The organism is Amycolatopsis sp. 2-15 (assembly GCF_030285625.1).
GTDB classification, from domain to species: domain Bacteria; phylum Actinomycetota; class Actinomycetes; order Mycobacteriales; family Pseudonocardiaceae; genus Amycolatopsis; species Amycolatopsis carbonis.
In genome coordinates, this window is sequence record NZ_CP127294.1 from 7,303,083 (window position 1) to 7,328,063 (window position 24,981).

Genomic DNA, 24,981 nt, shown 5'->3' on the forward strand with positions numbered 1-24,981 from the left:
GGGGCCCGCGACCGCCGATCGGCGACACAGATTCCTGGTGTCAGCCGGAGAACGCAGATCGCCGTCGAGATCGTGGAGAATCGCGACCTGTGGGCCGGGTACTTTGTCAAAGCGTTTGACCGGTATCGACGCTTCCTGCGTCAACCTGGCCGCTGGTCGTATGTTCCCTGGCCCGACTGCCCGTGCTGTGATCCGGTCGATGCCCGCGACGAACTGGAAGCCGCCGTGCGGGCGTTGCCGCACGACGCCCGCGCCGACCTGCGTCGGGTCCTTGCTCCTCTCGATGACGAGTTCAGGCGAAGGACCCTGCCCGACCCGAAGGCGAGTTCGATCAGCCCCTGGCATGCGGCTGCGTGGTGGCGTCAGCGACTGCATGAACGGTAGAACGGTCGCCCCTGAGCGACGACGATCGTCGTGCGGACATCCAGAGACGACCAGGTTGTTGCCCCGCCGCGACTGCAGCCGCCACGGCACCGTCTCGTAGTGATCACACAACTCGAGCACGGGCTTCACCAGCTGGTCGATCGTCGAAGCCACCAGGCCAGCCGCATCACAGGCCCACTGGTACTCAGCCAAAGTGTCCAGGTAGAACGCGTGCTCGTCGTCCGGAGCGGACGCGGCGGAACGGCGCCGATGCAGCGTGAACACGTCGGCCAGGCCCGCTCCGGGGACGTCCGGTGTCGTCTCCGACTGCACATCCACGGCAGCGAGCGACGAAGGACGAGTATCGGATTCCGCCACAGGCACGCAAATTACCGGTCTCACTCGCAGAATCTGCTAACGATCACAGGAATCCCACTCGATCGAGCGTCGCCACACGACTGCCTCTCGACCTGCCGACTTGCACCCATGGGCTGTCCAGAGCCTGCTCAGGAACCCGTGCGTTCTCCGGTTAAGTAGATGCTCACCCCGAGCTTCTCCCGCGTGCCGGGCGCGAGGCCAGCGAGCCGAAGTCCAGCCGGCCCTCCCGCAGAGCGACGATCTCGCCGTCGAGTACGACGTCGCCTAGCTGCGCGCCGGCCAGCACGATCTCAGTAAAGCGGTCAGCCAGGAGTGCAGTCGCGGCGGGACAACAACTTGGCTGACCGCTAGTCCGCCGGTCGCGTCCGTCGCAGCGGCTGTTGTCGGATGCGATGCGCTTCTCCTTTGTCTGGCGACGGCGCGCGCGATTGGTCGCGCGTCGAAGCAGGCTTGTCGGGTCTCGCTTCACCGTCGGCGGAATGGGATTCCTGCCTCTCCGTTGTCGATGCGACGCGCCGCGAGGGCGACTCGGACGTTTCATCGGCGCCCTCGGCCGCCTCTGCGGCTTCGTCGGCGTCCTCGTCCTCAGGCGGCGCGGGCCCGCCTTCGAGCAAGCTGGATATCCATCTGGTTTTCGGGTCCATGTCCAGCAGCAGCGCCTTGGTCAGCAGCGTCAACGGTATGGCCAGGATCGCCCCGATCGGGCCGACCACGAAGGTCCAGAAGACCACGGAGAGGAGCGTCAGCGTCAGTGAGAGATTGACGGTGTCGGACATGATCTTCGGCTGGATGAGTGATTGGATGACAAAGTTGATCACCGAGTACGCCACGATCACGATGATCATGAGTTGCGGCCCGCTGTCGAGCAGGGCCAGCAGCGCCGGCGGTATCAGTCCGATGAGGAAACCGATGTTGGGGATGTAGTTGGTGACGAAGGCGAGCAGTCCCCACAGCAGCGCCAGCGGCACCCCGACCAGCCAGAGGAAGCCGATGTCGACCGCCGCCACTATCAGCCCGAACAGCGTCGAGACGAGCAGGTAGCTGCGGGTGCCGCTGACGAACGTGTCCAGCGAGCCAATGACCTCCGGTTGCTGCCGCCGGACCCGGTTCACGCGGCTCGCGAACCCGAGCGCGTCGAGGGTCATGAACGCCGCCACGAAGATCAGGAACAGGAGGTTCGAGAAGGTGCTGGCCAGGCCCACCAGCAGGTCGGCTGTCAGCGCGACCACGTTCGCGAAGTCGATCTTCCCGAGCGCGTTCTGGATCTGGTCCTGACCCACCCCGAGCGTGCCGAGCCAGGCGCGGAGATCGTTGACGAGTGCGGTGAAACTGTCCGCATAGGTCGGAAGAAGGGTAGCCAGCTGGCCGACCGCCAACGCCATCGACGCCGCGAGACCCAGAATCACCACGATCAGCGTGATCAGCGTGCCGGTCACCGCCAGCCATGTCGGCCAACCTCGCCGGCGCAGGAAACCGGTCAACGGATGCACACCGATGACGAGGATCAGCGCGAGCAGGATGGGTCCGATGATGGCGGTGAACTGCCGAAACGCCAGAGAAGTGACCAGAAGCCCGGTCGCGGCGAGCAACACGATCAGGCCACGCGGCATTTGCGAGCGCGGTGCAGCAGCAGTGCCCGGATCAGACATGTCGTCAGCCTGGCCGTCCAGATCCCCACCAGCCTCGTCCGCAACTGATGAGCCGACGCAGTCGGCGCGATGTGCTGGCTTGACGCAGCCGACATGTGGCGGGCGCAGCCATCAGCGCCGGAACACTGCTCGTGCGATCTGGTGGAGGGACACGATCAGGTACACCACGATGCCGAAGTACAACGCCACCGCGGCGATCGGCACGAAGAGGCCGATCAGGATCGCGATCACGTACCCGATGACGACGAGCAGCAGACTCCGATGTGTGCCCTCCTCGTCCTGGTCGTCGCCCGGCGACGCGTAGAGATGCGCGAGCCGTGCATACGCGCTGAGGGCGGCTCCCCGGAGGCGGATTACCAGGAGCTTCAGTCCGCAGACCGTGATCGCCAACGGTGACGTGGTCGACGCAACGCGTTCGCCGACACGCGCTAGCGACCAGCCGAGGTTGTAGGAGTCGATGGCGTCATCGGCCTGCTCTGGCGAGAGGCCGCGGCGGCGCGTCGGCACGTGATGCCGACAACGAACGTTGCTGACTGTTCGCCGATCCATGCCGAACAATGTCGAGCCGGACCGATAGCCGGCGACCAGCTCTTCGATTTGATCGTCACTGAGTTTTCCGGGCACGCCGGGACCATCTGCAGCGGGTGATGTCGCCCCATGCGACGCCGCTCAGGATTGGCGCATGAGCGGCGCCCTCGGGGAGGACTCAAACGATCCGACGGTTGCGGCGGGAGGGATGCCGCAGGCGCCGTCGAGCAACGCCGGGGTGCAAACGGGGATGGATGTGCGCCCCACCTGGGCGCAGGTGTGGCTGGCCCGGTCCGCGTTCGGCGCCGCCTTCGCCGCGGTGGCCGTGCTGGTGGGATTCGCCGGGCTGCGGAGCCTGTCGATGTTGATCGTCGGCGTCGTCGGCGTCTGTGTCTTCGTGGCGGCGGTGTACTGGTTCCTGGCGAAGCGGGGGGTGGTCAGGTGGGCCGCTGCGGTGGTGGCCGTCGCCGCGCCGATCGCCGTGCTGGTGCTCTACATCGGGGCGCAGCTGCTGTGGGTCGCCCTGTTGTCGCTCGCTCTTGCCGCGCTCGCGGCCATCGCCGGCCGAGCGGCGCTGAGCGTCAACGCCGGGGGCCACGGTATGCCCACCTATCCAGCCCTCCCGGTGAAGCATCCGTTCCTCCTGATGAACCCGAGGTCAGGCGGAGGCAAGGTGACAAAGTTCGGGCTCAAGGAAAAGGCCACGGCCATGGGTGCCGAGGTCGCGCTCCTGGACGGGCCGGACATCGTCGACGTCGCCGCCCTCGCCCGGGACGCAGTGGCCCGCGGCGCGGACCTGCTCGGCGTCGCCGGAGGGGACGGCACCCAGGCGCTCGTCGCTGGTATCGCGGCCGAGCACGACCTCCCGTTTCTGGTCATCAGCGCGGGCACCCGCAACCACTTCGCGCTGGACCTCGGGCTCGATCGAGACGACCCGGCCAAATGCTTGGCCGGCCTGACCGACGGGCTAGAGCTGCGAGTTGACCTGGGAGTGATCAGCGGTCGCACCTTCGTGAACAACGCCTCGTTCGGGGCGTACGCGGAGATCGTGCAGAGCCCGGCGTACCGGAACGACAAGGCCGGCACGACGCTGAAGATGCTTCCCGATCTGATCGCCGGGCACCGCGGCCCGCGGCTGGTGGTCCACGCGGCCGGCGACACGGTCGACGGGCCGCAGGCGATGCTGGTGAGCAGCGGACCCTACGAGACCGGTGATGTCGCCGGTCTCGGGCGCCGGGCCCGGCTCGACTACGGCGTACTCGGCATCATCGTGGTCTCGGTCGCCACAGCCGGGCAGGCGGTCGGTCTGCTGCGTCGCAACCACCGGCGCGGCCTGGCCCTCCTCACCGCCGACGAAGTGGTCGTCGAAGCGGACGAGGCCGAGATCGCGGTCGGAGTCGACGGCGAGGCGCTCATGCTACCCACGCCGGTGCGCTGCACCACGCGGCCGAAGGCACTACGAGTACGCGTGCCGCGGAACCGTCCCGGGGTACCTCCGCCGACACCGGCGATCGACTGGGTGCGGCTGCGCCGGCTGGCAGTCGGCCGTGGCTAGCCGCGGCCAACGGCCGGATGACCGGCCCCGGGTCCCGCTCGTCGCGGAAGCTGTTCGGACTCCGCCACCACCGAGCCTCCGGCAGCACCGGCACCGTCGAAAGACGGCACAGGTCGGCACCCGGATCCGGCCCGGTGGTGGGTGCCTTGTGCGGGCAACCGCCTCCCGGACCGGATCGGAAGGCAGCTTCTGCAGCAACCTTCGGTGAGGAGGGGACCAATGGGTAAGAAGTCCGAACGGGCCAGGAACGTGCCCTCGCCGGTTCCGGAGGAACACACGGCCAAAGCCAGGAAACCCAAGCTGAAGACCAAGGCGTACGAGAAGCAGATGCGCCTCCTGCACGGCGAGCTGGTGGCGATGCAGGAGTGGGTCAAGACTTCGGGAGCCAAGATCTGCATCGTCTTCGAGGGGCGGGACACGGCCGGCAAGGGTGGCACCATCAAGCGAATCACCGAGCGGGTGAGCCCGCGGGTGTTCCGGCATGTGGCCCTGCCGACACCGACCGAGCGCGTCAAGTCGCAGATGTACATCCAGCGCTACATCTCGCATTTCCCTGCCGCCGGCGAGGTCGTGATCTTCGACCGTAGCTGGTACAACCGAGCCGGGGTCGAACCAGTCATGGGGTTCTGCACGAAGGAGCAGAACGAGAGGTTCCTCGACCTCGTGCCTGCGGTCGAGAAGGCGATGGTCGATTCCGGCATCATTCTGCTCAAGTACTGGCTGGAGATCAGCGCCGACGAGCAGACCCGCCGGCTCGAGAGTCGTATCAACGATCCGCGCAAGGTCTGGAAGCTCTCGAGCATGGACCTGAAGTCCTACGGTCGGTGGTTCGACTACTCAAAGGCTCGCGACGACATGTTCCGCGCCACGGACACATCCTGGGCGCCGTGGTACGTCGCCTACACCGACGACAAGAAGCGCGGCCGGCTCAACATCATCTCCCACATCCTCAGCCAGATCCCCTACGAGCCGCTCGCGCACCAAGACGTGAAGCTACCCAAACGGCAGCCGGCCGGCAGCTACGTAGAGCCGCATCTTGCGCTGCACTACGTACCGGAGAGATTCTGATCCCGAAATCATGACTGAGCAGCCGGTCTCGTCGCGCCGGCGACGTGGACAAGTTTCTCGTCGTTGTCTGGCAACGCCCGGCATGGGACGAAGCTAACCCAGTCATGATCGACCTGTTCGCAGCACGGCTCACGACCATGCATCCGACTGCGTGAAGCCAGGCGGTCACCGTCGATCGCGCCGAAGGTGGGGTTGTCGGTCCGAACCGGTGCCACCAATCGCCCATTTCGGGGGAGGTTCCGGCACCGTTTCGGGACTTAGTGTCACCGTCATGACGGAGCTGGCCGACCGGGCCGTCGGGCACGATGAAGCAGGTCAACGCGAAGACGTCCGAATCTGCGCCGAGTTCGCGCGCGTGGAGGCGAGGCTGATCGCCGAATTCGGCGGGAATCCGGCCGCGGATGCGATGGTGCGGGCGCAGGTCGTGGCGGTCCAGGAATACTTCGCCGCGGCGCCGATCCGGCGTTACCTGCCGATCCTCGTGGAGCGAGCCGTCCGCAGCCAGCTCACCGCGCGCTGAGGGCCGTCACGACGTTGGGCTCTCGGACTCGGAAGGGTGGGCTCGACCCTCTCCGAACGCGCCACCGGCCCGACCGCGTTGCTCACGTCGCCCGAGCCGACCGGCGGCCTGGCCGTCGTTCGGTTGCAGTGGCCACATCGCCTGCCGCTGTCGCCGTGTCACCGGGAAGGCCCACCGATCGTCGGCGAACACCTGCTCACGGCCGGATCCCAGCCCCGTCGAGCTGTCCGACATATCGGTCGGCCCGCTCCTTCGCGAGGTGATGGGGCGCGTTCGTGGCGCCGCCGTAGAAGATCGCGTGGAACCGCTTGTCGGGAGCCACCTGGTTGGCGTCGGCAATGTAGGCGATTGCGTGGTCGGTCAGTTCGGCGGTGAGGTGTAGCCCCCTCCGGGCCGCGTGAAGGTGCCACCTGGTGGTTGTCCTCAATGAGCGTTCCGCGTCTCTGCGAGATGCCGCAAAGTTCTGCCATCGGCCGCGCCGACGGCGTCACTGTCGCGAAGCTAGACCGTGAGCAGCTTCTCCTTGGCGCGCTGGTAGTCATCCTCGGTGATGTCACCGCGCTTGCGCATCCCGACCAACCTCTCCAGCTCGTCGACTCCGTGGTGGTTGCCGTTGGCGGGCGCGGGTGCATCGGCGGCCACATCCTGGATGTAGGAGCGCATTTCCTGCTCCTTGCGTTGCGCGTGCCGGAATTCGCGTTCGCCCATGTCTTTCCCGCGTGCGATGAGGTACACGAAGACACCGAGGAACGGCAGTACACACACAACGATCACCCAGCCTGCTTTGCCCCAGCCGCCGAGGCCGTCGTCGCGGAAGATGTCGGCGACGACCCTGAACAGGAGCATCAACCACATGATCCAGAGGAAGAACCACAGCATGGTCAGGAACAGGTTGAGCAAGGGGTAACTGGACACCGTCGGCCTCCGATCGCGAGTCTGCCGCGGTGGAGGCAGCAGAAGAGTCCTGATGCATCAACCCTGGGACCACGTCGCGTCCGCCGCGCCATCTGAAATGGGTGATGGCTGGATCCGCTCGGGGGATCGAGCCCGTCCCGCGGGCGGAGTCACCGGGGAGTACCGGGCATGCGAGTGAACGCGAGCGTGATCGTCACCCGCCTTTACCCATGCGGTTACCCGGCCGCAGCAGCTGCGGATCTTCCATGGGAGTCAGAGGCTGCGTTTGAGCGCGTCAGCGTGCCCAGCCATTCTGCGTGTGTGATCGCCGAGTGCCTGCGCCGCCAACGCCCTGATCCGCTCGTTAGCCACATCGTTCCCGTGGCGAATCTCGTAGTAGATCGCCCGTAGGACACCGAGATGCGCGTCCGCGAACTGCTGGTCAATGGTGCGGGACCGCACGTCATGGCACGCTCGGCACCCGGGCGACACTTATGACGCGGGACCGGCGGCGCGTGCAGCTCTACTCCCGTGGTTTCCCGTCGAGCCAGATCTGCGCTGCAAGCGCCAGTTGTCGGCGGCGGCGCATGTCGTTCACCTTCTGTGACAGTCGGTCCATATCGTGCTGCCGACCGCATCTTGGGCTGTTCAGGCGGGTTTTTGCGGCTCTGCTTCTGGCGCATGGCGTCCTGCCAGGTCGCGAAGCCGGATCCGCGGCTCGCTTGCCGGCGCCTGTTCCGGAACATCTCCCCGTTTCGCGATATGGGCTCCGTACCGGGCGGCCAGCGGTGACGCTGTAACGCCGTGAAGCACGACGGAGAGCAGGATGGTCCACGTGGCGGTCTGCAGGAGCATCCCGCCGTCGTCGGCACGCTCGATCTCCTCCAAGGCGATGAGAGTGAAGACGACAGACGCGAGGCCGCGCGGGCCGAACCAGCCCATGAACGCCAAGGTGGCCAGTCGCAGCCGAGTTGCGAGCAACGCGAGCGCTACGGGCACCATCCTGATCACGGTGAGGCTCAGGATTGCGTAGATGATGGGTTGAGCGGAGAGCCTATGGGTGAACAGTTCGCCGAGGAATAGCGCGCCGAAGGCCGACCACACCAGGAATGTGGCCGACAAACCGAGCGTCTCAGTGAACTGGACTGGTTCGTCCAGGCGGCGTCTCGTCGCGGCGCCGAACAAGATGCCCCCCGCGAACGCCGCGACGAATCCGTTCCCGCCGATCGCGACTGACCCCTCGTAGGCGAGCAGCGCGAGGGCAAGGATGGCGATCTGCTCGGACACGTTGTTGGTCCAACCGTGTTCCTTGGCCAACGCCATCAGCATTCCGCCGAGATATCCGACGACGACGGCGGCGATGATGGCCAGCCCGATCTGCTCCAACGCTTCGAGTCCCCATGCGCGGTCGCCGAGACCTTCATCGGCGGCCAGGATCGCGATGAACAGGGTGACGAACGGCGTCGCGATTCCGTCGTTGAGGCCGCTTTCGACGTTGAGCGCCCGCCGAATCCGCATCGGAACCAGCTTGTTGGTGACAACCGCCAATCCGAGCGCCGTGTCGGTCGGCGCCAGAATTGTCGCGATCAGTGCTGCTGCTGCCCACGGGATGCCGGGAAACACGAGGTGGGCGACCAGCGCGCCGGCGAGGATCGTCAGCGGTAGCCCGAGGAACAGCAACCGTGAGGGCAGACCCGCATCGCCCTCCACCTCGCGCAGGCGAACGGTCGAGGCATCGGAAAACAGGAGCAGGGCCAGCGTCACCTCAGTGACGGTCAGGACCGCCTCGGTGGTCAGCGACAACGGAAGAACATTCAGCACAGCGGGACCGAGGATCGTACCGGCGGCAACGAACACCATGGGCCCGGAGATCCACCAGCGGTCGAGCTTCGACGCCACCAGCGTGTACGCAACGACGACGATGGCGAGAGCGGTCAGGCCACCCATCGGATCCCCCTTGCCATGATGATCAAACGGCCGGCTCCGGGCGGCGTCACCGTCTGAATCCTTCGATTCGACGGCCGGGTCCACCCTGACATGGCGCGGTCCATGCCCTTCGGCGCATGGTGCTACATCGGTTCGATCTCGCTGGGGCGCCAGGTCTTGTCGAAGAACGGCTGTAGTGGGCTGTAGAGCCGAAGAATGGCGAAAAATCCTTTGCCGGGGACGGTTTGGAGCCAGTTGCCGGTCTTGCCGTCGGGAGGAGTTGGTCCGATGTAGACATCTGTCGAGCCATCCGGGTTGGTCTCGACGGTGCCGGACTGGCTCCCGACAGCCGGTTTGGCCTGGTCGGTCTGGAGCATGGAACGGGTCTGGCGGTCGTAGACCATCACCGACCAAAAGCGGTTCTCGGGGATGTCGGGCGGGAGGGTGAGACGATAGCTGCGGCCGCCGTCAAAGTACTCCCCGGCACCGTCGCGCATGGTCATGATGTATTGCGAGCCGATGCCGGTGAGGCGCATGCACATCGCCGGAGTGATGCCGGTGTAGGGGTAGAAGAACGCGGTGCGAGCGTTGAGTTTGCGCGCCCCGTCAGTCGGGCCGGGCACGACGCCGTCAGCTGTGACCTCCGGCGGTGGGTCGAGGAACCGGTACCCGCCGATGAAGAGCATGTTGAACCATTGCGAGTCGGGGTAGTAGGCGAAGCCTTCCTCCGGTCGCGGCGAGATGGAGACAGTGCGAGCCGTCGCGTTGCCGACGACCACGGCCTCCTCGAGGATCTTGCGCATGCGCGCGTCCGGATTGAACGGCTGATCCTTGACGATCCCGACGGCCGCGAGCAGACCCAGCGTTTCAGGCTCGCCGGCCCCGGCTGGCTCCTGCTGGACGAGATTGTTGATCATGTCCCAGTAGGTGAAGTCGTTCGGCGGGATGGTGTTGAACGAAACTCCCGAACCTTCGACGAACTGGGTCACGGGCACCGGCGGCACAACCGCCAACGGCGCTTCACCCGCGAGGAACGTCGCCACCGCCGTGCCCTGACCACCCGGGACATACTTGGAGATGCGGAGCCCGTCTCGGATCGCCGCCACGGTCGGAGCAGGATCGTTGTCGACCATAAACGCCCGGCCCAAGACGATGACGCGCGTCGTCCGTGCTCGGGAAACGTGGTAGCCGCTGTCCGGCAATTTCCCGTCGTATCCCGGCCCGACGATCAGGTATCGGCCACCTTGCGCGCGATCAGGCCCGGGAAGACCGAAGTCGGTGACCCACCGAAACCACGTGTCATCGATGGTGCCGAGAATCCCGGACGGCGGACCGAGCGGGGGCACATCAAGCACCATCGGCCCGTCGGTCAGATCAACGAAGCTGAGGAAGTACACCGTGTCGCAGTTCGCGGTCAGGAACAGCGATGCCGAGTCCATCAACTCCGAGAACAGCAGGACCGAGTTGTCCTCGACTCCGATGGACAGGAACCCCTGGCGCATGGCCTCCAGCGACGCGCCGGGAAAGGCATTGATGAACGCCTCCACCCCGTGCACGAAATCGAGGTTGTCGTACAGCAACTGCGCTGTCGATTCCGACGGCGCGCCATCGGTGAACTCCAGCGTCCCGAGACGACTCTCGACCCGGTCAGGCGTGGAGATCCCGCTGAACCTCACCGCCGAAACCTCGCGCTTCACAGCACCACTCACGGCCTTCACCCTCCAAATGCGACCACCTGGAACAGGCATCCGAGCTATCGCGGTGATGCTCGCACCGGAATCGACGGTGCGCCCTCATCCGGCGCGGGTGAAAGGCCCAAACCAGCGGCAGCGGGCACGGTCGCCTGACGCCAGCGACTGCGGCTGCTCTGCCCGTGAGCCGGCGGGCACCTCATCCGGCACGGGTGAGGCCCGGCCTGCCTGGGCCGGGCACGTTGAGACCACTCCCTGAGGAACTTCACGCCCGAACTGAAGAGGTGGCCGCGATGGCAGTGGACGAGGCGACCAGGCCGGCGACGCCGTCGGCGATCATTACACCGGGGACGCAGAAGGTCGGGATCGGGACGTTGGAGTTCACCGACGGCTACCCGACGCGTGAGACAGCAGCGAAGCTGCGTGACCACCTCGACTATCTGCACGGCGTCGAGGCGTTCATGAACTCGATCCAGGGTGTGTCGACCTGCGCCCTTCGGGAGGGGTTCCTGAACGCGGGGATCGCCGACGGCGATGTGCTGATCTTCTCCGACCTGATGGATTCCTCGTCGCTCTTCTTGACCGGGAACGCCGACACGGTCTACTTCTGGGCGTTTCTCGACCTCTCGCCGGGCCCGCTGGTCGTGGAGACCCCGGCCGACACCTTGGGTGTCATCGACGACATGTGGTTCCGCTGGATCAGCGACTTCGGCCTCCCGGGCGCCGACCGCGGCCAGGGAGGCGCCTATCTGCTCGTTCCTCCCTGCTACGACGGGCCGCTGCCTGAGGGCGGCTTCATCGTTCGCCACTCCCGCACCAACCACGTCGTCGTGCTCGGGCGCGCGTTCATCGACCACAACGCAGGCAACGACCCCACTCCGTCCGCCGACCGGATCAAGGAGCAGCTGAAGATCTACCGCTATCACGCCGGAGGGGTCGGCAGCAGCATTGGGCAACTTCCTTACCGGGCGCGGTTTGCTGGACCAGCCGGCCAATCCACAGAGGCCACGTTTCGTGGAGGGGACCGGACTGATGATGAACACCATCCCGCCGAACGACTTCGGCCACTACCGGCTCCTCGATCGCTTGGTGCAGATGGAGCCCGCCACGGCACTCGATCCTGAGCTCGCGGGGCAGTTCGCCGCCATCGGGATCGTCAAGGGCACGACGTTCGCGCCAGATCCACGAAGACGTGGGATCCTCGACGAGGCTGCCGCCGTCGGCAACGCGGCCTCACGGACCTTCGGCATGGGTGCGCACCCGACCGAGGACTACCGCTACTACGAGGGTGAAACCGCGTGGTGGAACATGCTCTTCGTCGGCGGGTTCGAGTTCACCAACCCACCGCCACTGATCACCGCAGACGGCGTCCGGCCATTCCCGGACACGGGCGCCCGCCAGCTGCACGGCCGCACCTCCTTCTTCTACACCGCGACCGGCATCACCCCTGCGATGTGCATGCGGTTGACCAACGTCGGGTCGCAGTACCTCGTCGCCAACGTCGACCCCGGCGGCGAACCATTCGACGGTGCAAGGACCTACCGGGTGCGGCTGCCCAAGGACATACCCGCCGCACGCTTCTGGTCACTCACCGCCTACGACAACCAGACTCGGTCGATGCTGCGGACCCCGCAGCGCTACCCACGGGCCGGCAGCCAGATGCACCCCTCGCCTGCCGCCGGCACCGAACCGGACGGCTCCACCATCGTCTACTTCTCACCCACCCAGCCCGATCACGTCGCACCCGGCAACTGGATCCAAACCGACCCCGCACGGGGCTGGTTCACCCTCCTGCGGCTCTACAGCCCGCTCCAGTCCTTCTTCGACAAAACCTGGCGAGCCGGCGAAATCGAACCTGTGCAGTGACAGGCGCTCGGCGGTTCTGTGGACTGCCTTGACCCCGCTGCCCGACGCAGCGACCACCCGGCCAGCCCCGAGCCGGGCACCTCATCCTCCGTAGGTGACGTGCGACCCCGGCTGCCGTGGTCGGCTACCCCGGGTAGCGAGAACTCGTGGTCTGCACCGGCCGCGCAGGCGATCCGCTTGACGAACCGGACCGGGACAGGTGCACCGGAACTCCCATGAGATGCCCGACCGACACGCACGATCGGCCAGTCTTCGATCAAGCAGGGATATCTGATGACCACTCATTTCCGGGACAGGGCCCGTCGGCTGCGCAACGCGGTGGAGCCGGTCGCGGCCGGCGTGTATTTCGCTCCGGAGGCGCATTCGGCCTACGCCGCACTCGGGTTCGACGGCAGTCCCACCTCCCAGGACGGCGTGGCCCGTCCCAACATGAAGGCCTACTTCACCAGCCGCGGAGCGTGCATGGGCCAGGTAGCCGGTGAGGTGGTCGCTGCCGCTTTCGGCTGCTTCAATCCGAAAGTCGCCGCGCCGGCTGTCGAGGCTGGCTGGAAGATCACCGGCCGCGACGCCATCCTCGAGGCACGCGAGCGCGCGGCGACCGGGATGCTGCAGCGGATCCTCGGCAATCAGCCCGAGGGGCTCGCTCGGGTCACCGACCTGCTCCGCCGCGCCGCCGACGCGGCCCGCTGGGAAGGCCGCCCGATCTTCGGCGGGCTGCGCTCGCTCGGCTTCCCGACCACTCCGGTAGGTGCGATGTGGCGAGCCGCCGACCTGCTGCGTGAGCACCGCGGTGACAGCCACGTGATCTCCTGGGCGGTCGGCGGCGCCGACGCGGTCGAGATCCTCCTGCTGACCGAACAGTGGTGGGGCCTGCCGGCCCGCGCGTACACCCCGACCCGGGGCTGGACCCGAGCCGACATGGACGCCGGCTTCGACCGGCTCAAAAATCGCGAGCTGATGACCGACGACGAGCAGCTCACCGACGCCGGCCGGGCGTTTCGGGAGGAGGTTGAAGTCCGCACCGACGAACTCGAACGGCCTGTGGTCGACGCGCTCGGTGACGACCTGGACGAGCTCCTCACCCACCTCGATGTCTGGTCAGAGGCAATCATCGAGGGCGGCTCGTACCCCCAACGCATCGCCGGGATTTACAACATCGGTGGTGGACCACATTTCGGCTCCGGCTTGACCATCGACACCGCAGCCGAGCTGAACGAAGCAAAGGCATGACCGCGACTGTGTCGACGGGATCCCACCAGTAGCAGACTCACCGATCGGCGAAGGACCAGTAGCGCAAGCTGGAGATCCCTCTCCTCGGCTGCAACCTGTCGAGTTCACGGCGACGAGCACCGTCAAGAACCCAGAACGGTGCCGACAAAGGACCAACCGGACTGCGCTATGTGTGGTTGGCCCAACGATGAGTTTCCCGAATCATGTGCTTCGACGAGGCCTCTGCCGACGTTGGAGGCGAACCAGGAGCGGCGATGGCTGCCAGCGGCGAGGAAAACCGGGCCGTGTCGACCCGCGGTTGGGACAAGCGCCTGTACTGGCTGTGGATCCTCTACAACGCGGTCGCTTTCGTCGTCGTGCTGACCACGGCAGCCGTGCTGGCTTGGATCGGCGGGAACGTGCTGCACCTGGACCTGGCCAACGGGCGCAAGGTGTCCGCGTTGGTGGTCGCGACGGCCGGGGCTGTGCTGTTCGGTGGCGTGCTCGGAGCCCTGCAGTGGCTCGTCATCCGCGAGCGTGCGCCCGTCCCCCGAAAGCGATGGATCACGGCCAACATCGGACCCGCGCTGCTGGGCTGGCTGCTGGTCATCATTCCCGCCGTGATCAACGCCGAGAACACCGACGCCAACGTCAGCGGCGCCTTCCTGCTCGCCGCCAGCCAGACCCTGGCGCTCGGACCGCTACTGGGCCTGTCACAGGCAATCGTCCTACGCGGCTACACCCGCCGCTGGGCCTGGTGGATCGCCGCCAACATCGTCTCCTGGCTGATCATCGACGCCGTGTTCTACATCCTGTCAGGATGGTTCGACGCACTCGACTTCACCCGCCACGACGGCTCCATCGCACAGGTGTACCTGATGCTCATCGCCTCCACACCACTGACCGGACGAATGCTCCTCTGGGTACTGGCACCCACAGCGCTCCTGAGCCAGCGACCGGCCACGACATGACCACCACACCCGGCCAAGCCTCACCGTCGGCCGAACGACGCCGACGCATCGCCGTCGCATTGCTGCGCGCCCTGACCGCAGCCACCGTGCTGGTCGCCCTGTACTACCTTGCACCGCTCAATCACCTCACCGGCCTCCCGCTCGGGATCCCCCTGGCCGTCGCGCTACTGGTGTTGCTCGCCGTCACTATCTGGCAAATTCGCGCCATCACGCAGGCCGCCTTCCCGGAGATTCGCGCGATCGAAGCGCTCGCCACCACCGCGCCGCTGTTCCTGCTCCTGTACGCGGCCACCTACTTCCTGATGGCGCAGGCCGACCCTGCCAGCTTCAGCACCCGCCTGTTGACTCGTACCGACGCCCTCTACTACACCGTCACGGTCTTCACCACAGTCGGCTTCGGGGACATCAGCGCCACCAGCCAAAGCGCGCGACTACTCGCCACAACCCAGATGATCTTGGATCTACTCGTCCTCGGCCTCGGTATCCGAGTGTTCCTCGGTGCCATCCAGCTCGCCCACCGAAACCAGACACCTGGCCCGGACACCCCCACGACCGACCGCGCTTGAGCCTTCCCCGCAGGACACACATGGGCTCGGTGCGATCCCGAGTCTGAGACCTACGTTGCCATCTCCGAGAGCACCGCCATGAGGCGCGCTGCTCGCCTCACCTCTTCGCCTTGCCTGCGCACTACCAGCAACGCCAGCTGCCGCTGCTTCGTATGCAGCGCGTCTCTCGAGAGCGACACGTTTGACCGCACGCGATATCAGGTCACGCTGTGAGCAGCATTGGATCCATACTGCTGTGCTCGACTGTTCGGGGTGATCGCCAGCGAACGGGACGCCGCCGTCCGGGAGTGCGAGGCGCTGGGACGGGACGCTGATGAGCGTGCACGGCACGGCGCGGGCCAACTGACCGCCATGCTCGCCGCGATCAACCCAATCCTCCGCCCGGCGCAGAACAACTGACCAAGACCTGGGCTGATTCAGTCAACATGGCGCTACTGCCTGCGCATCGCACCGGACGGGACCACGGCGCTTTCGCCAGCTACAACTTCGTGCCGCCGACCGGACCCTCGTTCAGCTCGTGTCCCGAGAAACCGCCGCGGGAATCCAGCGAAGCACAGAGCCTCGTCGCCGGGATTCTCGCGCAGACTCCGTAGATACTACTGATCGAACGGCGGACCGACCTCGCTCTGTCGCTGTACAGACAGTAATCGAACCGGGCACCAACCGCCGCGGCGATGGCTGACAGCCCTGGAGCAAATCTGGAGCAGCGGCACGTGATCAACAGCCCTCAACACCATCGAACTGCGTCCAACCGCTACCAACCGCGTGCGCCGATTAGGGAGTTCTCTATACCCGCAGGTCAGCGACTTGAGCGGACCTCACTGGCAGTGAGGGGGTCAGGGGTTCGAGTTCCCGCATTTCAGGGAACTTGCGCGACCACCTGCTCCCCGAGCTCGGACTGCACGGTCTTCACGAGCCGACGGGCCGAGCGGCGCCTATCCAGCCGATTTCGTCCGGGACGTGTCCCCCGGGGATGGATTTGGCCTGAGCTGCGCGTCCGTATCCGTTGAACCGGTCTCGGTCCCGTCGCTCGGCTGCCAGGACTTCCGTGTGCACCTGCGGGTCCCACCATTGGCGTCGTCGAATAGCGCGCGGGTCGGTCGGGTCCAAGGCTTCGAGTTCGCCTGGACGAGCCGGCCGTAGGTCGCGGTGGAGCCGGCTGCTCGGGAGTCGCTGCCTTGCCCGATGATCGCCACCGAATCCGGTTCGAGTTGGGGCAGCTACAAATCCCGAGAACTGGCGACAGTTGACAGGCGACCTCACCAGGCTCAAAGGCCGAGTGCGCGCCGGACCTCGGCCAGATGCCGTCGCGACACCGCGACGGTCTCGCGATCGGGCCCGTCCAGGACGAGCGCGAATCCGCCGTGGAAGGTCGGGGCGATTTCGCGCACCCGGTGCAGGTTCACCACGCAGTGCCGGTGCACCCGCAGGAATCCGTGTGGTGCCAGCCGCGTCTCCAGCCGGTTCAGGGTGTGGTTCAGTGCCCGCAACCGGCCCCGGTCGGTCAGCAGCCATACGGTTTTGCCCTCGGCCTGCGCGACCCGGATCTCAGCCGGGGCCATGAGCAGGATGTGCCCACCGTGGATGCCGGCGAGCCGCAACACCGGCGCGTGGGCAGCCTCGGTCGCCGGCGGTGAGTCTGTTCTGGTGGTGAGGAGCGTGCCGATGAGCTGGCCGTCGTGCTGGATGGGCTGGACGGTGATCGGGCACCCGTCCTCCGCGCACGCGGCCAGCCGCAGCGCGCCGGCACGCGCGCGGGAGCCGAGCACGGCGTGCCCGACCTCGTTCGCCGCCACAAGCCGCCCGCGCCGGTCGATGACCGCCAGCGGTCCGGCGTCGTCGGCGGCCTGCGGTCGCAGCGACCCGGCCAGCTCGGTGAGTACGTCGTCGCGCCGGCGACGCAGGCCATGGCTCAGTTCCTGGGCGCAACAGGCCAGGCGCGCGATCGCGAGCGCCGTCAGCGGACGGCGATGCACCAGGAAGGCGAGCACCGCGCACGGTCGGGGCCGGTCGGGGTCGGCCACAGCGACGCCCGCCCCGCACCAGTCGGCCAGGTCACCGCGCCAGTGCTCCGGGCCGGTCACCTGGGCGTGTCCGTCGAGTAGCGCAGTGCCGAGGGCATTGGTACCGCGGCTGTTCTCCGACCAGTCGTGCCCGGGGGCGAGCTGGTGTGCACCGGCGAGCGCGACGGCGGAACGGCTCCCGAACACCGCGACGATCCGCCCGTCGCCGGCCGCGACCGCCACCACCCCCTCGGTTCGGGTGATGTCGGCCGCCAGCGAGCGGGCGGCCGACACAACGGTGCGCGGCGCCGCGGCAACCGAGTCGGGAGATGGGTCGGGCGGCGGCGTGTCGGGGGCAATGCCGTAGACCTCGCGGCAGCGCTGCCAGGACGCCTGGATCGCAGGCCGAATCGCGGCGGTGCCGTTCGTTCCGGGTTCGTGGCCGCCGGCGCCGGCCGACTGACCGTCCATGCCGACCTCCTCGCGTTCGGGCGGCCCCCTGAACAGACTAGGACGGACGTGGCCGGCCGGGATAGCGTCCGCGTGCTCCTCGCCCGGGCAGATCGACGATTCCGGCCGATCCGACGACCCGATGCAGGAGGTTTCGTCATGGCCATCGACTTCACCCTCACCCCGGAACAACGGGAACTCCAGGCGAGCACCCGTGCCTTCGCCCGCGACATACTCGCGCCGGTGGTCCGTGCGGCCGACGCCGAGGCGGACCCGTTGCGCGCCTTCCAGATGACCAAGGAGGCCTATGTGCAGGCCTACCGCGCCGGCATCGCGTTCTGCATGTTACCCACGCAGTACGGCGGCGGCGGGGTGTCCAATGTGGACCTCATCCTGGCCGCCGAGGAGGTGTGCGCCGTCGACCCGGGTTTCGCCTGCACCATCCTGGTCAACGGGCTGGGCCTGATGCCCGTCTGGTACTGGGGCAGTGACGAGCAGAAGGACCGCTTCCTGCGCGCGGCCACCTCGGACCCGACCGGCGAGTACATCGTCGGCTACGCGGTGAGCGAGCCGGCCGGCAGCCCTGGCGGCACGGCGAACTTCGACGCACCCGATGCTTCACCCGTCGGAATCGGTGTCACGGCCACGCTCGATGGCGACCACTACGTGCTCAACGGCCGCAAGTACTGGCCGTGCAACGTCGCGGGCTGGGACGGGCAGGGTGCCAACGCGAGCATCGTCGTGGTGCGCACCGACCCGTCGAAGGGCGGCACCGAGGGGCTTTCGGCGATCATGATCGAGCGCGGCACCCCCGGTGTCAGCTTCAACCTCATCAGCAAGATGGGGCATCGGCTCACCCCCAACGCCGAGATCGTCTTCACCGACGCCCGGGTTCCCGCGAACAACCTCGTCGAGGGCACCCGCGGCAACGGCGACCTGCTGATCAACCGCAACTTCGCCTGGTCGGGGCCGGTGGCCGGGATCGCGGCGGTCGGTGTGGCCCGGACCGCCTACGAATCCGCCCTCGAGTGGGCGCGGACCTACACCGCCGGTGGCCCGAGCCCGATCATCAACCACCAGAACGTCGGTTATGTGCTCGGGGACGTCGCGGCGCGGATCGAGATGTGCCGCTGCTTCTGCTGGAAGACCGCGCACTTCCTGGACCAGCACGACTACCACGGCGAGCTGATCGGCGCGATGTGCAAGATCCAATGCACGGAGCTGATGTTCGACGCGGTCTACAAGTGCATGCAGGTCGTGGGCGTGAACAGTCTGGACAAGCAGCACGAGTTCGAGAAGCTGCTGCGCGAGGCCGCAGTGCTGCCGCTCTACGACGCCGGCAACTTCGGCATGCAGCGCCGTCGCGTCCACGGCGTGCTCGCCAGCCCGGACTACAACCCGCGTGCTCTGATGGACGACGAGTTCGTGCCGTTCACGAAGTTCATGGAGACCATCGACACGGTCCCCACCTACCAGGAGACCCCGCTTCCCGTGTGACGGGCGAGCGCTCGGGTGCGCCCCTCACCGGACGCACCCGGGCGCTGGGCGCTGCCTGGCGGAACCGGTACTCAGCGACGTCGACCGCGTGCCACAGCGCGTCGAGCAGAAGCGGCGGCGCCCGTCGCGACATCCTCTTCTGACCCGGCGGAAGAGATCATGGGCCGCATCGAGGCGGTGACTGCCGAGGAACAGGCTAGTGCATTTCATCAGCACGCCTACGCCGCGCTGGTGCATCTCGGCTATTCCGAATTCCTCAGCCTACAGCCGTCAACGCACTGATCTTGCGGCAATCCGGTCGGGTGGGCTTCGACCCGAGCGGTGGCGGGGTGCTCGACGATCCGGTGGCCGCACGACACTCCCACCGATACGAACCGGCGGGAAACCGTTGATGCATGACGATTCTCATATACGAGGGGAGCCTCCGCTTGGAGCCCGGTCACGAAGGCTGGGTACGGCTGTACCCGATCAACTTCCGCGAGCTCGGCGGGGATGCGAGCTTCAAGAAGTATGACGTGATCACCGTGGACGCGACGCCGGCGCGCCAGGACAGCAGGCGGGAGAGCTGGCGGCCCCGGATGCAGACGATGCGGAAGGAGGGCAGCCTCGCTGGTTGGGAGCGCCGTCGCCCCTGGCTGGACCCGATGGTCGGACGGATCACCATGTGCCGGCTGCACCGCGGCGCCAGCATGGACACCCCCTCGCTCGCACTGGTCCGCCCGAGTCGGATCAAAGCACTCCAGGTCAAGCCGCATCCCGGCTGGTCACCGGCACAACAGGGGAAGATCGACGCCTACGTGAGACAGTGCACTCTCTTCGGCAACGAGGACCGCACTCCCCTGCAAGCTCCGCGGTTCTCCGCCACCTTCCATTACGAGTGCGAAGAACCCGGCTGCCGAGGACACCGACAGGGCTTTATCGACTGGGAGTTCGTCGCGTTCACTCTGCTGAGGTTGGGATCGAAGCGAGACCGCGAGGCTCAGGCGTTTCTTGAGAAGCAGTTCTTTGTCCAGCCCTGCACACCGGAGAACGATGTGGCCTTCTACGTGGGAAATGTCGCCGCGCATCCACGGACGTTCAGCGTGCTCGGCCTCTACTACCCGCCGCGCAAGCCGTCACGTCGACGCTGATCTCCGAGCGATCTCGTCCAGCACGATGTCGCGGTGACACCTGGCCTGATCGGCCTCGAAGCACAGCACGGCGAGCACCTCGGACGAAGCCCGGCCAGCGAGGCCGGCCAGTACGTTGTCCGCATCTGGGCCGCTGATCGACTCGGCGTAGCACCGGCGCGCCGTAGCGAGCTCGTCGGCGTCGCCGCCGAATCCCGCACGGTTCGACTTCGCGTTCCCCAGCTCTCGGTAGTGCTCGTACGCGATCCCCGCGGTCGCGAGGGCCTCGCGCAGGGCGTTCTTGCTGAAGCCGCGCTTCCTCGAGATCGGGGTAAGCCGCACGTCCACCAGCGTCTCCACCCCAGCAGCCACCAAACCTTCGACGAACTGCTGCAGGTCGCAACCCTCGTATCCCACACCGAGCGCACCAGCGCGCGGACGAGTCTTGGCAGCAGTCATGACCACCACAATGTCACGTCCCTCCCCACCAGTGTCACGTCCCCCCCGCAGTTCTGGTCAGAGACTTTTCATCGCAAGGAACAGCGCAAAGGGCAGCTCGCTGGACGTTGAGGTTCAGCGCACGTCGCGTTTTCGGGGCCGGCCCCGCCGGCACCACGCCCGGGCCGCGCGCGTTCCCAGGCTTCGATCTCCGGGTGCCGACCGCGGGCCCAGCCGGGGGTGCGTCCGACCATGACGTCGGGCTCCGGGAACGGGTGGTCGTCGGCGTAGCGCTTCCGCCAGGTCGAGACGACCCGATGGTCGTGACCGAACCAGGTGCCGATTTCGACCATGTCGGCGTAGCGGAAGGTCTCCCCCGGACTGCTGGGCTGCCCGTCCGCCTCGGTCCGCTGGTCGGTCATACGGCGGAAGTTAGCAGCGGGCAGCCGCCTTACGCAGGGATCGCCACGCGCGGCGACTAGAGCCGGTTCAGGAAGCTGATCGCCTCGATGTCGCGGGCGATGCAGAGCACGTCGCGCCGCGCATGGAGCGCTTCACACGCCCAGTTCGGCCTAGGGTGCCGGGCAACTCTTTGGTGCGCGGCGAGTCGAATGCACGTGCGCGCCCCTCATCACAGGTGGTCGTGAGGTGACGTCGCGTCTGTCACGCTGACCGACACGGTGCGAGCTGCGTGAGCTTCGGACGGAGCACCGGCCCGACGGAGGATCTCGCTGGCCGCTATCGAACCGGGCACCCAGCTCATACACCAGCGCTACGGCCTTGTGACGGATAATAACTTCTTGATTGCCCTCAGTGGACGAATCCGGGAAGCAACCCGAGGGCAGGGACCACCGCTGCCGTGCACACTGTCATGGACACGACGTTGCCCACGAAGGGGTGGACCGCGTCCGGGAGCCTTCGTGAGGTGTACGCGGCGAGGGGCGGAGCGAGGATCGCGCCCAGGACCGCGCCGCCCACGATGGCCGGGACAGTGGGGCCGTAGGTGAGCACTACGGCGGGTGCGACGGAGACCAGGGGGACAAAAGTCGGGTACCAGCCGTGTCGGGCCCACTGGCGGCGGTAGAGCAGGACGCCGAGCGTGGAGGTCAGGACCTGCGTGGTGAGCAGTGCCGGGAGCAGCGCGGTGCCGTGCACCGGGGTCAGGGGGTTGAGCAGGTACGTGAGCAGCGTGCCGACGAGCAGACCCGCCGAGCTGATTTCGTTGCCGTGGAACGGTGCTTCGGCGAAGTCGGCCAGTACGCGGCGGATGACCCACGCAGGTCCTTGGCGTGGCGGATCGACCGGGTCGGGTGCTGGTGTCGGCCGCCGGGGGAACCACGGCAGTATCCGGCACAGGGGGAACGCGAGCAGCGCACTGAGCCACATGCCGCTGGCGTTGCCGATCGAGGTGGGCAGCCCCAGTGGGTAGCACACGAACTGGACCAGTCCGATCGCGATCGGCGTCGTCAGCACGGCGCCGAGGACCGCGCCGGTGAGAGCCACCCGCCAGCCCGGCCCGTAGGTCAACACGACCGCGGGCGGGATTGACACGAACGCGACGAACGTCGGCTGCCACGCGCCCGTGGCGGGGATCGTCCAGCCCCACGCGAGGTTCGACAGCAGCAGCCCGAGCAGCGCCGATCCGGTGAGCCACGGCCACAACCCGGTGCCGACAGCGATCGGGAACCCGGCCCAGCGGCGCCGCCGGGTCGCCGCAACATGGGCGATCCAGCTGCCGGCGAGGAGGCCGAGCCCACCGAGATCGGCCTTGAACGACTGCGCCTCGGTCGTGTCGCCGAGGCACCAGCGCAGGAATGCGGGAATCCGGGCGTACGCCTGCTCCTGCCACACGTCGTAGCCGGGAAGCATGTGCGGCAGCGAGCCACTGGCCGCCGAGAGCAGGTAAGCGAGGCCGGCGGCCGCGGCCACGAGCGCACCGCCGGCGAGCCAGCGGCCCAGAGCGCCGGGAGCGCGCCCGACGGGCGGCGCGGGGCGCCGCGTGGTCATGTCGTCGGCGCCGGTGATCGGCGAACGGCCGAGAAACGTGCCACCGCTTTCGTCACCGACCCGGTTCCCTCCACCGCACTGATCTGCCCGACCCGAAGTCGGCATGAAACCGGATCAACTTGGTTTCGCGTGATTCCGGTGTCTGTCCTTCGCGTTGTTGTCGACGAGTTCCCTGCTGTTGCGACGAGGGGGCAATGAGGTCGGCTGACCGAGCGGGAAGCGTTGTCCTATCACGACTTCCAGGTGGACTCTGTCAGTCTGCCGGGAGTGGTGAACTGTGCTGAAGAGCGAAAACCGACCGGGTTCCCACAGATCCGGACATCGGTTCGGCACGGGGAGCCACGGATGCAACGCTTCAGACAACCCGGCGCTTCGGCAACCTGCGCCGGGTTCGACGATTGCGAGGTCAGGACAGTGCCCAGCTCGAGGAACGTGGTGTTCGTCATCTTCGACGGGGTGAAAAGCCTGGACGTGGCCGGGCCCGCCGAGGTCTTCGCCGAAGCGAACCTCTTCGGCGCGGACTACGCGCTGTCCTATGTGTCTCCCTCGGGTGAGGCCGTGGCCACCTCGACCGGGTCGACCATGCCCGTCGACGGTCCCGCCGACAGCGTGGCGCACGCGGACACCATCGTGGTCTGCGGCGGCGATGTCCTTGTCAGCGCCCCCATCGATCCCGAGCTCGTGGCTGCCATCCGGGTGCTTCACGAGCGGACCCGCCGGCTCGTCTCCATTTGCACGGGTTCCTTCGCCTTGGCCACTGCGGGCGCGTTGTCCGGGCGTCGGGCAACCACCCATTGGCGCTACGCGCAGCTTTTCGCTCGTGCGTTCCCGGACGTCGACGTGCTCCCGGATGCTCTCTTCGTACAGGACCGAGGGGTGTTCACGTCGGCGGGGGTGTCCGCCGGGATCGACCTCGCCCTGGCCTTGGTCGAGGCCGACAACGGCCCCGACCTCGCGCGTGCCGTTGCTCGAAACCTTGTCGTTTTCATGCAACGTCCCGGTGGCCAGTCGCAGTTCTCCGCTCCTCTGGAGATAAAGCCCGCCCGGACGCCGACGCTGCGGGACGTTGTCGATCTCATTTCCGCGGACCCCGGTCTGGATCACAGCGCCGGCCGGCTCGCCGACCGGGTCGGGGTGAGCGCTCGGCACCTCATCCGGCTCTTCCAAGCGGAGTTCGACATGACGCCGGCGAGGTATGTCGAGAAAGTGAGGCTTGATCACGCGAAGTCGCTGCTGGATTCAGGACACAACGTCGAAGAGGCGGCGGAGGGCGCGGGATTCGGGAGCCCGGAGACGATGCGCCGCACCTTCGTGGCCCGATTGGGGCTCTCGCCGAGTCAGTACCGCGACCGGTTCAAGACCACGGGCAGGCCGTAGAATTCGTGCCAGTCACCCGGTCGAGAAATTCAGTGCCAAGCGAAGTGCCTTGCCCAATGGTTTCGGAGCGAGCAGCGCCATTCGACCGTCGGGTAGTTCTTCGGCGTTTCGGCGAGCCAGTGCCGAAAGAGTGCGGTGGATGTCGTGGGACGGGTACAGGGCATAGCCTTGACCTGTGGCCCCGGACGGCGGATCCCATCTGCGGATGCCGGCAAGATCGGCCATGGCACCGCCCTGGACGTAGTAGCCGATCGGGTCCGTGGACCTGTCGAGGCCTGGTGTCGCGTGCGCGACCACGGCATCGGCGGCTTCGAGGGCTCTGCGCCGCGGCGCGCCGGCGCGGTCGAAAACCTCGAGAACGGTGTCCGCCGACCGCCGGGTGAAATCCTCCCCGGGCACGCTGACGAGCATTCCCGAGTCGTGCAGCAGTGCCGTCACGAAGAGAAGTTCCGCATCAACCTCGGTGTGGTCCGCCTGGGTCAACGCTGTTCCGAGCAGCCAGGTTCGGTAACCGTGGAAGAGAAGCGTGGTGCCTTGCTTCTTGGACATCTCGACGGCGGCGCTCGCAACTTCGGCGTCAGGAAATTCCGGAACGAGGGTTTCCGTCGAACGTGGCCTGTTCATCGGCCACGTGATGAAATCACCGATCGTCTCCAGGAGAAATTTTCGCATGCCGGTGCGGACGGTTGACCGCTCGGCGCGAGTCAGTACGCCGTTCGTTTCGCAGACCCAGTCGTAGCTGACCATCGTCGACGACGAGGGTTCCGAGGTCGATCCACTTGCTGCGTCGCCGCTTGCGCACACGAGGGCTCCTGTAAGACGGGGGGTTTCCTGCGTCCAGTTTTGCGATCGGCGAAGTCCCGACCAGGCGGTGAGTGACAGGCAGCCCACAAATTCGGACTCGACTGCGCCGGGT

The 24,981-nt window shown here is 66.9% G+C and carries 25 protein-coding genes; 14 read left to right on the top strand and 11 right to left on the bottom strand.

All coding sequences use genetic code 11. The features are described 5' to 3' along the window. Positions 1-72: 72 nt before the first annotated feature. The gene (locus QRX50_RS36235; protein WP_285967586.1) at positions 73-384 is read left to right on the top strand and encodes a hypothetical protein; all 312 of its coding nucleotides are present in this window, start codon (positions 73-75) and stop codon (positions 382-384) included. A 704-nt stretch (positions 385-1,088) separates the two neighbouring features. Here QRX50_RS36235 and QRX50_RS36240 read toward each other — a convergent pair. After that, positions 1,089-2,390: an AI-2E family transporter gene (locus QRX50_RS36240; RefSeq protein ID WP_285967587.1), complete on the bottom strand. Its 1,302-nt coding sequence runs from the start codon at positions 2,388-2,390 to the stop codon at positions 1,089-1,091. 111 nt (positions 2,391-2,501) lie between these two features. Further along, entirely contained in the window at positions 2,502-3,014 is a 513-nt protein-coding gene (locus QRX50_RS36245) for a hypothetical protein (RefSeq protein WP_285967588.1), read from the bottom strand. 154 nt (positions 3,015-3,168) lie between these two features. Between QRX50_RS36245 and QRX50_RS36250 the strand changes: the two genes are divergently transcribed. The 3 genes from QRX50_RS36250 to QRX50_RS36260 all read left to right on the top strand — a co-directional run bounded on the left by QRX50_RS36250 (position 3,169) and on the right by QRX50_RS36260 (position 6,061). Further along, positions 3,169-4,473: a diacylglycerol/lipid kinase family protein gene (locus QRX50_RS36250; RefSeq protein WP_285967589.1), complete on the top strand. Its 1,305-nt coding sequence runs from the start codon at positions 3,169-3,171 to the stop codon at positions 4,471-4,473. 219 nt (positions 4,474-4,692) lie between these two features. Further along, positions 4,693-5,541, top strand: a complete 849-nt coding sequence (ppk2, locus tag QRX50_RS36255) for a polyphosphate kinase 2 (RefSeq protein ID WP_285967590.1) — start codon at positions 4,693-4,695, stop codon at positions 5,539-5,541. 271 nt (positions 5,542-5,812) lie between these two features. Then, a complete protein-coding gene (locus QRX50_RS36260) occupies positions 5,813-6,061 on the top strand; it encodes a three-helix bundle dimerization domain-containing protein (protein WP_285967591.1) in 249 nt (82 codons plus the stop codon). A 196-nt stretch (positions 6,062-6,257) separates the two neighbouring features. Here QRX50_RS36260 and QRX50_RS36265 read toward each other — a convergent pair whose 3' ends face one another. The 4 genes from QRX50_RS36265 to QRX50_RS36280 form a co-directional block, all read right to left on the bottom strand. After that, complete coding sequence (locus QRX50_RS36265; RefSeq protein WP_285967592.1) at positions 6,258-6,383, bottom strand: hypothetical protein; 126 nt, start codon at positions 6,381-6,383, stop codon at positions 6,258-6,260. A 179-nt stretch (positions 6,384-6,562) separates the two neighbouring features. Continuing rightward, positions 6,563-6,961, bottom strand: a complete 399-nt coding sequence (locus tag QRX50_RS36270) for an SHOCT domain-containing protein (RefSeq protein WP_285967593.1) — start codon at positions 6,959-6,961, stop codon at positions 6,563-6,565. A gap of 642 nt (positions 6,962-7,603) precedes the next feature. Further along, positions 7,604-8,986 carry a cation:proton antiporter gene (locus tag QRX50_RS36275; protein WP_285967594.1) on the bottom strand — a complete coding sequence of 461 codons (1,383 nt, stop codon included), beginning with the start codon at positions 8,984-8,986 and terminating at the stop codon, positions 7,604-7,606. Between the two features lie 38 nt (positions 8,987-9,024). Continuing rightward, positions 9,025-10,590, bottom strand: a complete 1,566-nt coding sequence (locus QRX50_RS36280; RefSeq protein ID WP_285967595.1) for a DUF1254 domain-containing protein — start codon at positions 10,588-10,590, stop codon at positions 9,025-9,027. Between the two features lie 275 nt (positions 10,591-10,865). Between QRX50_RS36280 and QRX50_RS36285 the strand changes: the two genes are divergently transcribed. From QRX50_RS36285 to QRX50_RS36310, 6 genes are all read left to right on the top strand, one after another. Next, positions 10,866-11,696: a DUF1254 domain-containing protein gene (locus QRX50_RS36285; RefSeq protein WP_285967596.1), complete on the top strand. Its 831-nt coding sequence runs from the start codon at positions 10,866-10,868 to the stop codon at positions 11,694-11,696. Next, complete coding sequence (locus QRX50_RS36290) at positions 11,605-12,438, top strand: DUF1214 domain-containing protein (protein ID WP_285967597.1); 834 nt, start codon at positions 11,605-11,607, stop codon at positions 12,436-12,438. The genes QRX50_RS36285 and QRX50_RS36290 overlap by 92 nt, the downstream gene beginning before the upstream one ends. A gap of 318 nt (positions 12,439-12,756) precedes the next feature. After that, complete coding sequence (locus QRX50_RS36295) at positions 12,757-13,668, top strand: SCO6745 family protein (RefSeq protein WP_285967598.1); 912 nt, start codon at positions 12,757-12,759, stop codon at positions 13,666-13,668. Positions 13,669-13,871: 203 nt separating this feature from the next. After that, positions 13,872-14,618 carry a hypothetical protein gene (locus QRX50_RS36300; protein WP_285967599.1) on the top strand — a complete coding sequence of 249 codons (747 nt, stop codon included), beginning with the start codon at positions 13,872-13,874 and terminating at the stop codon, positions 14,616-14,618. Continuing rightward, positions 14,615-15,184 (top strand): potassium channel family protein, encoded by a 570-nt coding sequence (locus QRX50_RS36305; protein WP_285967600.1) that lies wholly within the window; start codon positions 14,615-14,617, stop codon positions 15,182-15,184. Before QRX50_RS36300 ends, QRX50_RS36305 begins: the two co-directional genes overlap by 4 nt. Positions 15,185-15,436: 252 nt before the next feature. Beyond that, on the top strand, positions 15,437-15,583 hold the full coding sequence (locus QRX50_RS36310; protein WP_285967601.1) for a hypothetical protein: 147 nt from the start codon (positions 15,437-15,439) through the stop codon (positions 15,581-15,583). A gap of 869 nt (positions 15,584-16,452) precedes the next feature. Here QRX50_RS36310 and QRX50_RS36315 read toward each other — a convergent pair. Beyond that, entirely contained in the window at positions 16,453-17,658 is a 1,206-nt protein-coding gene (locus tag QRX50_RS36315) for a DNA-binding protein (RefSeq protein WP_285967602.1), read from the bottom strand. A 138-nt stretch (positions 17,659-17,796) separates the two neighbouring features. Between QRX50_RS36315 and QRX50_RS36320 the strand changes: the two genes are divergently transcribed. The 3 genes from QRX50_RS36320 (at position 17,797) to QRX50_RS36330 (ending at position 20,264) form a co-directional block, all read left to right on the top strand. Further along, positions 17,797-19,134: an acyl-CoA dehydrogenase family protein gene (locus QRX50_RS36320; RefSeq protein WP_285967603.1), complete on the top strand. Its 1,338-nt coding sequence runs from the start codon at positions 17,797-17,799 to the stop codon at positions 19,132-19,134. Positions 19,135-19,293: 159 nt separating this feature from the next. Next, entirely contained in the window at positions 19,294-19,416 is a 123-nt protein-coding gene (locus tag QRX50_RS36325; protein WP_285967604.1) for a hypothetical protein, read from the top strand. Between the two features lie 113 nt (positions 19,417-19,529). Continuing rightward, positions 19,530-20,264 carry a DUF8757 domain-containing protein gene (locus tag QRX50_RS36330; RefSeq protein WP_285967605.1) on the top strand — a complete coding sequence of 245 codons (735 nt, stop codon included), beginning with the start codon at positions 19,530-19,532 and terminating at the stop codon, positions 20,262-20,264. Here QRX50_RS36330 and QRX50_RS36335 read toward each other — a convergent pair. From QRX50_RS36335 to QRX50_RS36345, 3 genes are all read right to left on the bottom strand, one after another. After that, complete coding sequence (locus QRX50_RS36335; protein ID WP_285967606.1) at positions 20,250-20,702, bottom strand: DUF488 domain-containing protein; 453 nt, start codon at positions 20,700-20,702, stop codon at positions 20,250-20,252. The two genes, QRX50_RS36330 and QRX50_RS36335, sit on opposite strands and share 15 nt — an antisense overlap. 68 nt (positions 20,703-20,770) lie before the next feature. Then, positions 20,771-21,103, bottom strand: a complete 333-nt coding sequence (locus QRX50_RS36340; RefSeq protein ID WP_285967607.1) for a hypothetical protein — start codon at positions 21,101-21,103, stop codon at positions 20,771-20,773. Positions 21,104-21,491: 388 nt separating this feature from the next. Further along, positions 21,492-22,688: a hypothetical protein gene (locus tag QRX50_RS36345; RefSeq protein ID WP_285967608.1), complete on the bottom strand. Its 1,197-nt coding sequence runs from the start codon at positions 22,686-22,688 to the stop codon at positions 21,492-21,494. 435 nt (positions 22,689-23,123) lie between these two features. Here QRX50_RS36345 and QRX50_RS36350 point away from each other — a divergent pair, with 435 nt between their 5' ends. Beyond that, positions 23,124-24,065 carry a GlxA family transcriptional regulator gene (locus tag QRX50_RS36350; RefSeq protein ID WP_353074034.1) on the top strand — a complete coding sequence of 314 codons (942 nt, stop codon included), beginning with the start codon at positions 23,124-23,126 and terminating at the stop codon, positions 24,063-24,065. Between the two features lie 12 nt (positions 24,066-24,077). Here the strand turns inward: QRX50_RS36350 and QRX50_RS36355 are convergent, their stop codons facing one another. Beyond that, positions 24,078-24,812, bottom strand: a complete 735-nt coding sequence (locus tag QRX50_RS36355; RefSeq protein WP_285967610.1) for an HD domain-containing protein — start codon at positions 24,810-24,812, stop codon at positions 24,078-24,080. Positions 24,813-24,981: the final 169 nt, after the last annotated feature.